General features: G+C 69.7%; 13 protein-coding genes. 3 read left to right on the top strand and 10 right to left on the bottom strand.

The genetic code is table 11. From position 1 onward, the window contains the following. Window positions 1-27 precede the first annotated feature (27 nt). The 3 genes from ACFYWY_RS14325 to ACFYWY_RS14315 all read right to left on the bottom strand — a co-directional run bounded on the left by ACFYWY_RS14325 (window position 28) and on the right by ACFYWY_RS14315 (window position 3,796). Window positions 28-1,935: a LamG-like jellyroll fold domain-containing protein gene (locus ACFYWY_RS14325; RefSeq protein ID WP_389184933.1), complete on the bottom strand. Its 1,908-nt coding sequence runs from the start codon at window positions 1,933-1,935 to the stop codon at window positions 28-30. A gap of 233 nt (window positions 1,936-2,168) precedes the next feature. Beyond that, complete coding sequence (locus ACFYWY_RS14320; RefSeq protein ID WP_389184930.1) at window positions 2,169-2,576, bottom strand: (2Fe-2S) ferredoxin domain-containing protein; 408 nt, start codon at window positions 2,574-2,576, stop codon at window positions 2,169-2,171. A 125-nt stretch (window positions 2,577-2,701) separates the two neighbouring features. Continuing rightward, entirely contained in the window at window positions 2,702-3,796 is a 1,095-nt protein-coding gene (locus ACFYWY_RS14315; RefSeq protein ID WP_389184927.1) for a bile acid:sodium symporter family protein, read from the bottom strand. Window positions 3,797-3,920: 124 nt separating this feature from the next. Between ACFYWY_RS14315 and ACFYWY_RS14310 the strand changes: the two genes are divergently transcribed. Both ACFYWY_RS14310 and ACFYWY_RS14305 read left to right on the top strand, forming a co-directional pair. Beyond that, window positions 3,921-4,793 (top strand): LysR substrate-binding domain-containing protein, encoded by an 873-nt coding sequence (locus ACFYWY_RS14310; protein WP_389184924.1) that lies wholly within the window; start codon window positions 3,921-3,923, stop codon window positions 4,791-4,793. A 307-nt stretch (window positions 4,794-5,100) separates the two neighbouring features. Continuing rightward, a complete protein-coding gene (locus ACFYWY_RS14305) occupies window positions 5,101-6,900 on the top strand; it encodes an AMP-dependent synthetase/ligase (RefSeq protein ID WP_389184921.1) in 1,800 nt (599 codons plus the stop codon). Between the two features lie 141 nt (window positions 6,901-7,041). Here ACFYWY_RS14305 and ACFYWY_RS14300 read toward each other — a convergent pair whose 3' ends face one another. The 7 genes from ACFYWY_RS14300 to pqqA are packed head-to-tail and all read right to left on the bottom strand — an operon-like array spanning window position 7,042 to window position 12,481. Further along, window positions 7,042-7,824 (bottom strand): Tat pathway signal sequence domain protein, encoded by a 783-nt coding sequence (locus tag ACFYWY_RS14300; RefSeq protein WP_389184918.1) that lies wholly within the window; start codon window positions 7,822-7,824, stop codon window positions 7,042-7,044. 6 nt (window positions 7,825-7,830) lie between these two features. Further along, window positions 7,831-9,375 carry a glycoside hydrolase family 88 protein gene (locus tag ACFYWY_RS14295; RefSeq protein ID WP_389184915.1) on the bottom strand — a complete coding sequence of 515 codons (1,545 nt, stop codon included), beginning with the start codon at window positions 9,373-9,375 and terminating at the stop codon, window positions 7,831-7,833. Further along, the gene (gene pqqE / locus ACFYWY_RS14290) at window positions 9,372-10,520 is read right to left on the bottom strand and encodes a pyrroloquinoline quinone biosynthesis protein PqqE (RefSeq protein WP_389184913.1); all 1,149 of its coding nucleotides are present in this window, start codon (window positions 10,518-10,520) and stop codon (window positions 9,372-9,374) included. The genes ACFYWY_RS14295 and pqqE overlap by 4 nt, the downstream gene beginning before the upstream one ends. Next, complete coding sequence (gene pqqD / locus ACFYWY_RS14285; protein ID WP_389184910.1) at window positions 10,517-10,771, bottom strand: pyrroloquinoline quinone biosynthesis peptide chaperone PqqD; 255 nt, start codon at window positions 10,769-10,771, stop codon at window positions 10,517-10,519. Before pqqD ends, pqqE begins: the two co-directional genes overlap by 4 nt. After that, a complete protein-coding gene (pqqC, locus tag ACFYWY_RS14280; RefSeq protein WP_389184908.1) occupies window positions 10,768-11,466 on the bottom strand; it encodes a pyrroloquinoline-quinone synthase PqqC in 699 nt (232 codons plus the stop codon). Before pqqC ends, pqqD begins: the two co-directional genes overlap by 4 nt. Beyond that, complete coding sequence (gene pqqB, locus ACFYWY_RS14275) at window positions 11,463-12,359, bottom strand: pyrroloquinoline quinone biosynthesis protein PqqB (RefSeq protein WP_389184905.1); 897 nt, start codon at window positions 12,357-12,359, stop codon at window positions 11,463-11,465. The genes pqqC and pqqB overlap by 4 nt, the downstream gene beginning before the upstream one ends. Before the next feature lie 11 nt (window positions 12,360-12,370). Further along, window positions 12,371-12,481, bottom strand: coding sequence for a pyrroloquinoline quinone precursor peptide PqqA (pqqA, locus tag ACFYWY_RS14270; protein WP_389184902.1), 111 nt, complete (start codon window positions 12,479-12,481; stop codon window positions 12,371-12,373). Between the two features lie 275 nt (window positions 12,482-12,756). On the opposite strand from pqqA, the gene ACFYWY_RS14265 reads away from it, so the two are divergent. Continuing rightward, window positions 12,757-13,593, top strand: coding sequence for an aldo/keto reductase (locus ACFYWY_RS14265; RefSeq protein WP_389184900.1), 837 nt, complete (start codon window positions 12,757-12,759; stop codon window positions 13,591-13,593). Window positions 13,594-13,640: the final 47 nt, after the last annotated feature.

Genomic DNA, 13,640 nt, shown 5'->3' with positions numbered 1-13,640 from the left:
TCTCCTTCGGTGGCGCTGCTCGGCAGGTCAGGCGATCATGAAGTCGCGTACGGGCAGGGCGCGTTCGACGATCCGCACATCGCCGAGCCAGCCGTGCAGCAGCTGGTCGAGGATGCCGCCGTACTCGTAGCCGCCCACCAGCCAGGGCAGGCCGAGGGTGGCGAGGCCGCTGGTGCGGGTGGCGGGGTTACGGGCGACAGGGCAGCCGTCGACGTACATCGTGGTGTGCTTCGAGTCGTTGACGACGGCGAGATGCCACCAGACCTCGCGCTCCAGCTCGTGGCCCCAGTTGGTGACGGCTCCGGGCTGGTCGAGCGGCGCGGCCGCCCACTGCGGGCCGGGTCCGTCGGACAGGGAGAGGGTGGCGACGGGCTCTTCCGGGTCGCCTTCGGTCTTTCCGGCGGCGCCGAGTGTGCCGCGGCGGCTGAGGATCGAACCCCAGGCGTGGTGGCCTGCGTCCCAGTCGGCGGGGAGCTTGATGAACGCCTCGATGGTGTAGCCGGAGCGGAACGTCTTGGCGTTGAGCGGGGCGTTGCCCGCCGTACGCAGATACGAGCCGCGCAGCGGGGGCTTGCCGCCGTCGAAGTAGAGGCTGCCGTGGCCCGGCTGGTCGGGGTGGTGGCTTCTCGACCAGCGCAGGGCGTCGCCCGGGGTGCCGGGGACGGTCTCCCGCGTCAGGTCGTTGCGGTTGCCCGACAGGTCGGGGACGCGGAGCGCGGCGTCGGCCGGGGAGCCGCTTGGGTGCGGGCCGTCGAAGCGCCAGTAGGCGACGGTGCCGGGAAGGAGCATCTTCGCCGCGGGGCGGGGCCCCCGGGCGGGGACGGGTGCGAAGCCGGCGAACCGCTTCTCGAAGTCGATGGGGACGGAGAAGCTGTCCTGGGGGCCGGTCATTTCGATCTCGCGGCGCTCCAGTTCGTTGAGCCCTTCTCCCGCGCGGCCGAGGATCCACGGGGAGATCGTTTCCACGTCGATGGTGTTCCGGGCGAGGTCGAAACGGTAGAGGCGGATCATCGCGCTGCCGCCGTAGTAGCGGTTCTGGTAGTTGGTGATGTGCAGATGCACGTCGTGGCCGGCGGCGTTCGTGCGGTTGGTGCGGGCCGCGGGCCAGTAGTGGCCGTTGAGCGTGAGGAAGATCTGGTCGTGGTCGGCTATCAGCTCGTCCCACAGGTGCTTGCCGTGGGCGGAGAATTCGGCCTCGTCGCCGTACCGGTCCGCGTACACGAGTTCGTGCGTGGTCAGGACGACCGGCGTCTTCGGGTGCTTGGCGATGACGTCTCGGGCCCAGGCGAGAGAGGCCGCCGACGGCCGCCAGTCGAGGGCGAGGACCAGCCATTCGCGGCCGGCCGCGCGGAAGAGGTGGTACGTGTTGTAGCCGTCGGGCGTGGCCCCGCCGAAGGTGGGCAGCCGGCGCATCCGCTGCGGGCCGAAGGCGTCCAGGTAGGGGGTGCGGCCGCGCTGGTCGTCGGTCGAGGACTTGATGTCGTGGTTGCCCGCGACGACGCTGTAGCCGACGCGCCGCCGGTCCAGGAGCTCGAAGGCCTCGCTCAGCGGTCCGAATTCGCGCGGCTGGCCGTTCTCGGTGAGATCGCCCAGATGGGACAGGAAGACGATGTTCTCGTCGCGGCCGTGGTCGAGTATGTAGCGCAGGGATGCCTCGACGGGGGCGGAGTTGATGCTTGCGCCGTCGAAGAGGTACTGGGTGTCCGGCATGACGACGAGCGTGAATCTGGGGCTGTCGGTGTCGGGACGCCAACTGGCAACGTTGTCAGCGGACTTCTGCTGCGGCAGGGCAGCGGCGGGCGCTGCGGCGGCCAGCCCCCCGGCGGCGGCCGCGGCAGCGGTGGCGGCACCAGTGAGTCCGGTGGCACGCAGGAACGTACGACGGCTGGCGGCGGGCGGGATGGGGCCGTCGGGCTGGTGGAGCGGACTGCACATGGACGTCTCCGCGGTGCGTTCGTCGGGGTGAACGTCTGCAAGGTAGGCGAAGGTCCGGGGCCCGACGGGGCCAGGTCGGCGACGCCCCGGCGAAGAGTCCATGAATGACTCAGGCGGCGACGGGGGCGAGGGCGGTCCAGGCATGACTCATGCGGCGACGGGGCTGGGCGGGGCGGGGCCGGGCGGGGCCGGGCGGGGCCGGGCGGGGCCGGGCGGGGCCGGGTGACGGTGGCTCAGCGGGCCCGACGGCGCGCGTCGGAGGGCGGCGGGATCAGCTGGAGCGCCAGGGTGGCCGGGGGGGCGGCGAGTCCGGGGCCGCCGGCGATGGCCCACGCGAGGACGTCGTCCGTCGCGTCGTCGTCGAGCGCCCAGCCGACCCAGGCCGCGCGGGCCCCTCGGCGCCGGCCCTCGCTCGATGGCTGGACCACGATCACATTGGCCTGCCCGCAGGGTCCGAGGCAGTCACTGGTCCGGACGGCAAGCCGCCCGCCGGAGCCCGCGGCGGCGGCGCGCAGCCTGGCCAACTGCCCTTCGTGGTCGGTGCCGGGGTTCTTGCGGCCGTCGCCGCAGCAGCATCCGCGGCAGACGACCAGAGTGCAGGGGCGGGCATGGAAGGGGCGTATGGCGTACGTCGTCGTCACCGAACGATCTTGTCAGACGAGGGGCCGCCCGGGCTGCACGGGTGTGCGGGCGGCGGCGCTCACCGGCACACAGGGGCGTCCGCGTCCGCGTACCTCTCGGAGTCCGCGTGCCTCTCGGCACCCGCCTACTTCTCAGGGTCCGCGTGCCTCTCGGGGTCCGGGGCCTCGCCCACCACGCGGCTCAGCCGTACAGCCGGCACAGCGTGAAGTGGCGACGAGGGTGCAGCGGAGGGGAGCGACGCTGCCTCCGTATCCCGCGCCCGCCGTTTCGCAATCACCGCGCACACCATCAGCTGCATCTGGTGAAACAGCATCAACGGCAGCACGGCCAGGCTCGCCTGCGCCCCGAACAGCACGCTCGCCATCGGCAGCCCCGCCGCCAGGCTCTTCTTCGAGCCCGCGAACTGGATCGCGATCCGGTCCGCCCGACCGAAGCCGAGCCGCTTCGAGCCGTACCACGTCAGCCCCAGCATCGCCGCCAGCAGAACCGCCTCGACCAGCAGCAGCGCCCCCAGCCGCAGCGGCGTCACCTGGTGCCAGACGCCCGCGATCATGCCTTCGCTGAAGGCCGTGTAGACGACCAGCAGGATCGAGCCGCGGTCGACATACCCGAGCGCCTTCCTGTGGCGGGTCAGGAAGCCGCCGATCCACCGCCTCACCAACTGCCCCGCCAGGAACGGCACCAGCAGCTGAAGCACGATCTTCAGCAGCGAGTCCGCCGAGAAGCCGCCCGCGCCGCCGCCCAGCAGCAGGGCCGCGAGCAGCGGTGTCACCACGATGCCGGCGAGACTGGAGAAGGAGCCCGCGCAGATCGCCGCCGGGACGTTGCCGCGAGCCATCGAAGTGAAGGCGATCGACGACTGGATGGTCGACGGGACCAGACAGAGGAACAGCAGACCGCTGTAGAGCTGCGGGGTGAGCACCAGCGGTTCGAGGCCCCGCGCCGCGAGGCCCAGCAGCGGGAAGAGCAGGAACGTCGCCGCCAGCACCGTCAGATGGAGCCGCCAGTGCCTGAGCCCGTCGAGCGCCGCTCGCGTCGACAGCCGCGCCCCGTACAGGAAGAACAGCAGCGACACCGCGCCGGTCGACGCCCCGCCCGCCACGTCGGCCGCCACGCCCGACGCCGGGAGGAGAGCCGCGAGGACCACGGTCCCGAGCAGCGCCGTGATGTACGGATCGATCGGCAGCCAGGACGGGAACTGCAACGTGCGGCGGCTCATGCGCTCCACTTGCTCTCGGTTCAGATCATGCCCTCCCCATGCTCCTCCGGGTGACAGCGATCGGGAATCCCGCATACCACTCTGACTGTCATCACTAATCGCGATGGCGCGTTAACCTCGGAGTATGTACGACCCGGTCCAGCTCCGTACCTTCCTCGCGGTCGCCCAGACCCTGAGCTTCACCCAGGCCGCCCGCCGGCTCGGGCTGCGGCAGTCGACGGTGAGCCAGCATGTGCGGCGGCTGGAGGACGCGACGGGGCGGCAGTTGTTCACCCGGGACACGCACAGCGTGGAGCTCACCGAGGACGGCGAGGCGATGCTCGGCTTCGCCCGGACGATCCTGCAGGCACACGAGCGCGCGGCCGCGTTCTTCACGGGTACGCGGCTGCGCGGACGGCTGCGTTTCGGGGCGTCCGAGGACTTCGTGCTGACCCGGCTCCCGGAGATCCTGGAGTCGTTCCGGCGCGATCACCCCGAGGTCGATCTGGAGCTCACCGTCGAGCTGTCCGGCACCCTGCACGAGCGGTTGGCGGCAGGCCGGCTGGATCTGGTGCTCGCCAAGCGCCGGGCGGGCGAATCGCACGGCGAGCTGGTCTGGCGCGATCGCATGATCTGGATCGCGGCCGACGGCGTACGCATCGATCCGGATCGCCCGGTCCCGCTGATCCTCTTCCCGCCGCCGGCCGTGACCCGGGCCCGTGCGCTCGACGTCCTGGAGCGGCACGGCCGGCCGTGGCGCATCGCGTGTACGAGTGGCAGCCTCAGCGGCCTGGTCGCCGCGGCGCGCGCGGGTCTCGGCGTGATGGCCCACACCCGCGGACTGGTCCCGCCGGGCCTGGTGCCGGTCCCCGACCGCGCCGGGCTGCCGGAGTTGGGCACGGTGGACTTCGTACTGCTGCACGGCCGCCGCCGGAACGCGGCGCAGGAGGCCGCGGACGCGCTGGCCTCCGTGATCCTGGCGAGCGGCGACCGGCTGCACGGACCGGTCGGCCGCTGACCACCGTCCGCCCCACTTGCCCCAGTTGCCCCATGCAGGTACGGACCAGGACCCGGCCCCCGGTAGAGCGACGGTGATCGCACCGTACAGATTCGGTGGAGATTCTGGCGCAGCTTACTTACCCTACGGTCAGAACCTGGCCCGAGCCTTCCCCATGTGGCCGGATATGCGCCCCTGACCTGTGGTGATGCCATTCGTCCACAGTTCTGGAAGGCTCTCCCGCCCGGCCGCCGGGTGGGGTAGCGTCACGGCGCTGTGCGGGGAGCGCCACAAGGAGCAGCCATTGCGCGAGTTCACTGTCCCACCCATGGCCGCGGCGCCTCAGGTCGGCGGACTTGCGGACGTGGTCTTCGACCACGCCGCGGACGATCCGGACCGGGTCGCGCTCGGCCGCAAGGACGCGGCGGGCAACTGGCAGACCGTGAGCTCCGCGCAGTTCCGCGACGAAGTGCTGGCGCTGGCCAAGGGTCTACTCGCGCACGGCGTGCGGTTCGGGGACCGCGTCGCGCTGATGTGCCCTACGCGCTACGAGTGGACGCTCTTCGACTTCGCGCTCTGGACGGTCGGCGCCCAGTCCATCCCGGTCTACCCCACATCGTCCGCCGAGCAGGTCTTCTGGATGCTGCACGACGCCGAGGTGTCCGCGTGCATGGTGGAGCACGAGGACCACGCCATGACCATCGGCTCGGTGATAGACCGGCTGCCGCAGTTGAAGCGGCTCTGGCAGCTGGACGCCGGGGCCATCGAGGAACTGTTCCAGGCGGGCGTCCACATCGACGACGAGGTGGTGCACCGGCACCGGCGGGCCGTGACCCCCGACTCGATCGCCACCGTGATCTACACCTCCGGCACCACCGGCCGCCCCAAGGGCTGTGTGATCACCCACGCCAACTTCATGTTCGAGACCGACACCCTGATCGACCGCTGGGAGCCGGTCTTCCACTCCAAGCCCGGCGACGAGGCGTCCACGCTGCTCTTTCTGCCGCTCGCGCATGTCTTCGGGCGGATGGTCGAGGTCGCGGCCCTGCGCGGCCGGGTCAAGCTCGGCCATCAGCCGGTGCTCCAGGCGAGCGCGCTGCTGCCGGATCTGGCGGCCTTCCGGCCGACGTTCATCCTGGCCGTCCCGTACATCTTCGAGAAGGTCTTCAACGCCGCCCGCCGCAAGGCCGAGGCCGCGGGCAAGACGGGCCCCTTCGACAAGGCCGTCGATGTGGCGGTGAAGTACGCGGAGGCGATGGAGCACCGGGCCTTCGGGCTCGGCCCCGGACCGTCCGCCGCACTGCGGATGCAGCACCAGCTCTTCGAGAAGCTCGTGTACGGCAAGGTCCGCGACGCGATGGGCGGCCGCGTCCGGCACGCGATGTCCGGCGGCTCCGGCATGAACCGGCAGCTCGGCCTCTTCTTCGAGGGTGCGGGCGTCACCGTCTTCGAGGGATACGGACTCACCGAGTCGACCGCGGCGGCGACGGCCAACCCGCCCGAGCGCACGCGGTACGGCACGGTCGGCCAGCCGATCCCCGGCACCACGGTGCACATCGCGGCGGACGGCGAGGTGTGGCTGCACGGCGCCAACATCTTCTCCGGATATCTGGGCGACCCGAAGTCCACCGACGCCGTCCTGCACGACGGCTGGCTGGCCACCGGCGATCTCGGGGCGCTCGACGAGGACGGCTATCTGACCATCACCGGGCGCAAGAAGGAGATCCTGGTGACCTCGGGCGGCAAGAGCGTCTCGCCCGTGGGCCTGGAGGAGCGGGTGCGCAACCATCCGCTGGTCGCCCAGTGCATCGTCGTGGGCAATGACCGTCCGTACATCGCGGCTCTGGTCACCGTGGACCAGGAGGCCGTCGAGCACTGGCTGGCCATGCAGAACAAGCCGCCGCTTCCACCGGCCGAGCTGGTGCGGGACCCGGATCTGGAGATGGAGATCCGCCGGGCGGTGGTGGCCGCCAACACCCTGGTGTCGAAGACCGAGTCGATCCGTACGTTCCGGATACTGGCGCACCCCTTCAGCGAGGAGCTCGGACTGCTCACCCCGTCCCTGAAGCTCAAGCGGAAGGCGATCGAAACGGCGTACGCGGTCGAGGTGGACGCGCTCTACCACTGAGCATGTCTGACAGGCTGCTCATCAAGGGCGCGGCGGCCGGGGCACGCGACGCCGACCCGAGGGTCCTCGACGCGTACCCCGGCCTGGACGGCGCTGCCGGCGGTAGCGGCTGTTCTCCGTGAGCTGGTCATGTCGTCCTCCTCAGACGAGCTGGTAGCCGCGCAGATTGGTGAGGAGCAGGTGGCAGTTCTGCAGGGAGCCCGAACTGTCGCCGAGGGAGCGGTAGATGCCCCACTTGGGGCGCACCCGGTCCGCGAGGAAGGTGTCGACGCCCGACCTGGACTTGTCGATCACCGTGGTGCCGCCGCTCTTGAGGATCCAGCGGACGGAGCCGGACGTGCCGTTGCCGATCTTGATCTGGAAGTCGACGTCGGTCCACTTGTTGTGCAGCGGTTCCAGGGCCGTACGCCCGACGAGGATGTTCGAGTCGAACAGCTTCAGCTCGATGGTCTGGGCCCCGTCCACCCGGCGCAGTGACTGCACGACGATCGGCGACGAGCCGGCGCCCGGCTGCTTCATCTGCATGATGTGGGTGAAGCTGGTGGTCGCCTTCAGCGTGCTCGGGATGTACATGGAGTACGTGATCCGCCAGGTCTGGCCGGACAGCCACTTGAGGTAGGAGCTGCCGGTGCGGCAGCCGGTGACCTCGTGGCGCTGCCGGTCGGTGCTGGTGTCCCGGTCCTGGGTGTGCATGTTGAACCGGAAGTTGTCGCCCTCGGCGAAGATGTGCGGCGACGCGGCAGGGTGGGAGTCGGCCCGGTCGTCCTCGATGGTCTCGAAGGCCCTGAGCTTGTCACCGCTCGCGGTCGGCGACCAGCGCAGCTGCCAGGAGGCGGCACTCGCCGGGGTCGCCGACTGCGGCAGTCCCGCCGCGACTGCGCCGCCGATGGCTGCGCCCAGCACGGCTCTGCGTGATGCGGTCATTTTCCCTCACTTCGCCCGGAGTTGTTCGTTCATGATGAGAAAGGCCCCGAGACCGTGGAAATCATTGGTCTTCCGGTCGCGCTCGATGTAGTAGCTGTAACTCCCGACATTCGTTCCGATGGAGATGTCGGTGAGATTGGTGCGGCCGTCGCCGCCGACCGAGATCTTTCCCAGCACTCCCTGATATCCGCGCTGCGCCACCTGTGCGTAGTGCGCGTCGACATATCCCTGCTGCACCGAGCGGGACAGGGCGAAGGTGAACATGGAGGAGCAGGAGGTCTCGGTCCAGTTGTCGGCCTGCGAGCCTTTGTCGACGACCTGGAACCAGCGGCCGGTGGCCGGGTCCTGGTACTTCTCGATGCCGGCTGCGAGATTCCGCAGCAGGGTGAGGAGCTGGGCGCGGCGCGGATTGTCGGCAGGCACGGCGTCCAGAACGTTGACGATCGCCATGGAGTACCAGCCGATGGCGCGGCACCAGTGCTCGGGCGCGAGACCCGTCTTCGGGTCGGACCAGCTCGCGTCGCGCGACTCGTCCCAGGCGTGCTTCAGCAGCCCGTTCGCGACCTGCAGACGGCTTCCATAGACGGCGAGTTGCTTGGTCGCCTCATTGCTCGCGTAGGCGGAGTCGCCGAATTCCCTTCCGTACTCGACGAGGAACGGATTCACCATGTAGACGCCGTCGGCCCACAGCTGGCTGCGCCGGGAATCCGACGTCGAATGCCAGAAGCCGCCTTCCGAGGTGCGCGGATAGCTGCTGAGCCGGTCCCGGATCTTCTTCGCCGCTTTCTGGTAGCGCGACTGGCCCGTCTCGTGGTGGAGGATGTTCAGCAGCCGTCCCGCCTGCATGCTGTCGAGATCGTTGAAGCTCTGCCCGATGTTTCCGCCGCTGTCGACGAAGCGGTCGACATAGCTCTTGATGTAGGCGAGATGGCGGGCGTCGTGGGTGCGCTGATAGACGAGGTACTGGCCGTAGAGATACAGCCCGACCGGATAGGACCAGCCGCCGATGGAGCTGGGTGAGTAGCGCGCCATCGTGGACTCGACCATCGCGACCGACCAGTCGGTGACGGACGCCCCGTCGCCGACGGTGAGCGAGTCGAGGTTGGGGCCGCCGGTCGCACCGGCGGAGGTTGCTCGTACGGTATTGGTCCCGGCCTTCAGAGTGGCGGTGACGTTCCTGGTCTGCCAGCCGGTCCAGCTGCCGGTGGAGCCGAAGGCCACGCCGGCTGCGACCAGTTGGCCGTTGACCGTGATGTCGAGGGGGCGGTCCGCCGACGTTCCGTTGGCGAATCTCAGGCCCAGCGCGGTCGAGCCGGCCCGGTCGGATTCGACGGTGAATTCGACGTGACTCCCGGCCGTGTTCGCGTAGTTGACGAATCCGGATCCGGTGAAGCCGGTGTGGTTGCTCTCCACGACGCCCTGGTGGACGACGGCGTCCTCGGCTTCGTAGCGTACGGCTGCCGAGGCGGCGGGCTCCGCCGCCGCGGGCACGGCGGGCAGCGTGCTGCCGGCGAGCGCGGCCGCCAGCAGCAGGGTGGCTAATCGCTTCATGGTCCTTCCTTCCGGTAGGCGTACGCGGGCGCGGCCACCGGCTCGGGGAGCCGCGGGCGGTCGACGAGGTCGCGTACGAGAGCGTGGTCCGGCGAGAGGCGGCAGGCCGGGTCCGTGCGGGTGGCGTCGCCGGTGAGGGCGTACGCCTGGCAGCGGCAGCCGCCGAAGTCCTTGGCGCGCAGCTCGCAGCCGCGGCACGGGTCCCGCATCCACTCCTCGCCGCGGTAGAGGTTGAAGGTCTTCGACGCGCGCCAGATCCACTCCAGGGAGTGGATCTTGACGTTCGGCGCGTCCAGTCCGGGCAGCGCGGCGGCTGCCGGGCAGGGGTAGACCGTGCCGTCGGGCGCGACGGTGAGCGAGAGCGCGCCCCAGCCGCCCATGCAGGGTTTGGCGGTGCCGTCGACGTAGTCGGGCACGACCCACACCAGCTCCATCCGGCCGGCCAGCCGTCCCCGCCACCGCTCGACGGCTTCGCGTGCCCGCGCGATCTGTTCGCGGTCCGGCAGCAGGGCGTCCCGGTTGCGCAGGGCCCAGCCGTAGAACTGCGTGTTGGCCAGCTCGATCCGTTCCGCGCCCCAGGCGAGCCCGAGTTCGACCAGTTCGTCGAGCGCGTCGAGATTGGCCCGGTGGAGTACGACGTTGAGGCCCAGCGGCAGGTCCGCCTCCCGCACGAGCCGGGCCGCTCGCTCCTTCGCGGTGAAGGAGCGGGCTCCGGCGATGAGCTCCGAGGCGCCGGGGTCGGCGTGCTGGACGGAGAGCTGCACGCTGCGCAGACCGGCCGCCGTCAAGGCCGCGAGCCGCTTCTCGTGCAGCCCGACACCGCTGGTGACGAGCTGGGTGTGGATGCCCGCGCCGTCAGCGGCTGCGACGATCTCGGTCAGATCGCGGCGCAACAGTGGCTCTCCGCCGGACAGATGGGACTGTACGACGCCCAGGTCAGCGGCCTGCCGGAACACCTCGCCCCACTGTGCCGTGGTCAACTCCTCTGACCGACCGACCAGTTCGACGGGGTTGGAGCAGTAGGCGCAGTGCAAGGGACAGCCGTGGCTGAGTTCGGCGAGCAGCGCCCACGGCGGCTGGACTCCGGTAGCTCTGGTGACTCCCGTGGCTCTGGTGACTCCCGTGGCTCCGGTGGCCTCGGTCATTTCAGCCAGCCCTCCTTGCGCAACTGCCCCAGAAACAACGGGACTTCCTCGGCCACGGGCGCTCCCGGATGCTGTTCGGCGAGCTCCGCGACAATCGCGTCGACGTCGCGTACGCCGTCGCAGAGCCGAACAATGGATCCGGCGTTGCCCTGGAGCACGACCACCCGCTCCGGCAGTACGAGCAGATCGGCGCCGCGTACCCGGTCGTGCCGGAACACCACCGACCGCGAGAGCACGGGCTTCCAGGTCATGACAGCTCCCGGGCGCACTCGACGGCGTCGAGCAGCGACCACAGCACGTCGCACTTGAAGGCGAGCGCCGCGACGGCCGCCTCCTGCTGATCCGGGGTGCGAGCCCACCGAAGGACCAGCGCGAGCGCCTCTTCGCTGTCCCGACTGCCCTGCCCGATCCGGTTGCGGAAGTAGGTGAGGCCGTCGGCGTCGATCCAGCGGTAGTGCTCCTCGAACGCGGCGATCCTCGTACGCATGATGCCGGGCGCGGAAAGCTCGGTGAGCGAGGCGGCGACGGCCTCCAGCGGGCCGTGGAGCCGGCAGAAGTTGACGTAGCCATCGACCGCGAGCCGTACGCCGGGCAGTACTTCGTCTCCCGATTCGAGCCGCGCGCGCTCGATTCCGGCGGCCTCGCCGAGCCGCAGCCAGCGCTCGATACCGCCGTCGCCGTCCTTCTCCCCGTCGTGGTCCTGGATCCTGCGCAGCCAGGAGCGGCGCAGCTCGGAGTCGTCGAACTTGGCGAGGATCAGGGCGTCCTTGATGGGGATGTGACGCTGGTAGTGGAAGCGGTTGAGAATCCAGCGGCGCAACTCGGCTGGGGTCAGGGCGCCTTCGTGCATCCGTACGTTGAAGGGGTGACGGTCGTGGTAGCGCTCGGCGGCCACGGCGCGCAGCCGCGCCGTGAACTCCTCCCGGCTCCAGATCGTGGTGCTCACAGCTCGATCACCATTCGGTCGGCGGCGACCTCGAGTCCCCATTCGCCCAGCAGCGCGTGCTGCGGGGCGTCCGGGTAGGCGAGGGGGTTGGTGTTGTTCAGGTGCGTATAGAGGCAGCGGGCGTTCAGCCCGGACAGCCGTCGTGCGGTGCCGTTCGGACCTGCGATCGGCAGATGTCCCATTCCGGTCGCGGACTTGGCCGAGATCGACGTCCGTACCGGCTCGTCGTCGTCCCAGAAGGTGCCGTCGAGGATGACGCAGTCGGCTTCCTCTGCCGCTTCCTCGAACTCGTCGGTCCAGCGGGCGAGGGCGGGCGCGTAGAGCAGGCTGCGGCCCGTCGTGGTCTCGCGCAGCCGCAGCGCGACCACCCAGGTGCGCTCGTCGGCTCCGGTGCCGACGGCGTACCGCGGCCTTTTGGCCGAGACGGGTACGGCATCTATTTCCACGGTGCCGTTCTTGACGAGCGGTTCCGCTTCGCGGCCCAACTCGCGCCATTCGATACGGGTGTACGGGGCGAGCACCTCGCCCAGCCGCAGCCGGCCGAGCAGGGCGTCCCGTACCGGCAGGGTGGCGAGGATGTCGAAGCCGTCGGCCTCACGCAGCCGGGCGATGCCGAGGGTGTGGTCGAGCTCGGCGTCGGTGAGGATCACTCCTGCCACGGGGGATTCGCGCGGCCCGGGCCCGGGCCGTAGCGCGTGGCTGTCCTCGATCTGGTCGCCGATGTCGGGGGTGGCGTTGACGAGATACCAGCGGCCCTCGTCCGCGCGCAGGGCGAGTGAGGCATGACGACGGCGCCGGTGCGGGTGTGCGCGTGCCCCGGCACAGCCGGGACACGCGCAGTTCCACTGGGGCAGCCCGCCGCCCGCCGCGGTGCCGAGCACCTGCAGCAGCATGGCGGCGGGGTCTACCGGTCGGTGAGCGCGTAGGCGGTGACTTCGAGCGCGGTCTCGACGACCTCGAACTCGGGAGTCTGCCAGTTGATGGTCTCCTCCGATGTTTCCTTGCTGTCCTGCATGAGCTGTACCTGCCTTCCTGAGATGTGGGGGTCAGGAGTGATTCAGGAGTCATTGCTCTGTGACGCATGGTCGAGCAGGACTGTACGCCTGTTCACATGAGTGTCCGGCGTTCAGTTATGTGCCATAGAGTTGCGTCTTGATGAGACGCGGTCAATGGTCCGGACCGATAAGGTCGGAGCTGTATCAGGCCAACTTCGGAGTCGGGAATGCGTCCGCAGGGATGATCGTTGATCCTGGGAGCAGCACCAATCGACAACGTAAGGATCGACCGCTCGTGAGCAAGGTCCCCTCCATCTCCCTCAACAATGGCGTCGCCATGCCGCAGCTCGGCTTCGGTGTCTGGCAGGTAGCGGATGACGAGGCGGCGAAGGCGGTTGCCACGGCCCTGGAGTCCGGCTACCGCAGCATCGACACTGCGGCCATCTACGCGAACGAAGAGGGCACCGGCCGCGGCGTGGCCGCCTCCGGCGTCCCCCGCGAGGAACTCTTCATCACCACGAAGCTCTGGAACAGCGACCAGGGTTACGACTCGACCATGCGCGCCTTCGACGCCTCGCTGGACAAGCTGGGCCTCGACTACATCGACCTGTACCTGATCCACTGGCCGCTGCCCTCCAAGGACGCCTACGTGGACACGTACAAGGCCTTCGAGAAGATCCATGCGGACGGCCGCGCCACGGCCATCGGCGTCTCCAACTTCCTTCCGGAGCACCTTGAGCGGCTGATCGCCGAGACCTCGGTCGTCCCGGCCGTGAACCAGATCGAGCTGCACCCACAGCTCCAGCAGGGCGAGCCGCGCGCGTTCCACGACAGGCACGGCATCAAGACCGAGGCCTGGTCCCCGCTGGGCCAGGGCAGGGGCCTCCTGGAGGTCCCGACGGTCGTCGCCGTCGCGCAGAAGCACGGCCGCACCCCCGCCCAGGTGGTGCTGCGCTGGCATCTGCAGATCGGCAATGTCGTGATTCCCAAGTCCGTGACCCCGTCCCGGATCAAGGAGAACCTCGACGTGTTCGGCTTCGAGCTGGACGCCGACGATCTGGCGGCGTTCGCCGCGCTGGACGAGGGCAAGCGTCTTGGCCCCGACCCGGCGACGTTCGCCTACGACGCCTGATCGACGCCTGATCGCTGCCTGAACGACCCCGTCGCCGCCCGGTTCAC

Source organism: Streptomyces sp. NPDC002870, assembly GCF_042888505.1.
In the GTDB taxonomy this organism is placed as follows: Bacteria; Actinomycetota; Actinomycetes; order Streptomycetales; family Streptomycetaceae; genus Streptomyces.
This window is presented reverse-complemented; position numbering and strand designations above follow the sequence as displayed.

What these genes read in the sequence shown, in the direction of transcription:
- pqqA (WP_389184902.1), bottom strand. Translation starts at nt 12,481, where the DNA reads ATGCAGGACAGCAAGGAAACATCGGAGGAGACCATCAACTGGCAGACT.
- pqqB (WP_389184905.1), bottom strand. Translation starts at nt 12,359, where the DNA reads ATGCTGCTGCAGGTGCTCGGCACCGCGGCGGGCGGCGGGCTGCCCCAG.
- ACFYWY_RS14315 (WP_389184927.1), bottom strand. Translation starts at nt 3,796, where the DNA reads ATGAGCCGCCGCACGTTGCAGTTCCCGTCCTGGCTGCCGATCGATCCG.
- ACFYWY_RS14300 (WP_389184918.1), bottom strand. Translation starts at nt 7,824, where the DNA reads ATGACCGCATCACGCAGAGCCGTGCTGGGCGCAGCCATCGGCGGCGCA.
- ACFYWY_RS14295 (WP_389184915.1), bottom strand. Translation starts at nt 9,375, where the DNA reads ATGAAGCGATTAGCCACCCTGCTGCTGGCGGCCGCGCTCGCCGGCAGC.
- ACFYWY_RS14305 (WP_389184921.1), top strand. Translation starts at nt 5,101, where the DNA reads ATGGCCGCGGCGCCTCAGGTCGGCGGACTTGCGGACGTGGTCTTCGAC.
- ACFYWY_RS14310 (WP_389184924.1), top strand. Translation starts at nt 3,921, where the DNA reads ATGTACGACCCGGTCCAGCTCCGTACCTTCCTCGCGGTCGCCCAGACC.
- pqqE (WP_389184913.1), bottom strand. Translation starts at nt 10,520, where the DNA reads ATGACCGAGGCCACCGGAGCCACGGGAGTCACCAGAGCCACGGGAGTC.
- ACFYWY_RS14325 (WP_389184933.1), bottom strand. Translation starts at nt 1,935, where the DNA reads ATGTGCAGTCCGCTCCACCAGCCCGACGGCCCCATCCCGCCCGCCGCC.
- pqqD (WP_389184910.1), bottom strand. Translation starts at nt 10,771, where the DNA reads ATGACCTGGAAGCCCGTGCTCTCGCGGTCGGTGGTGTTCCGGCACGAC.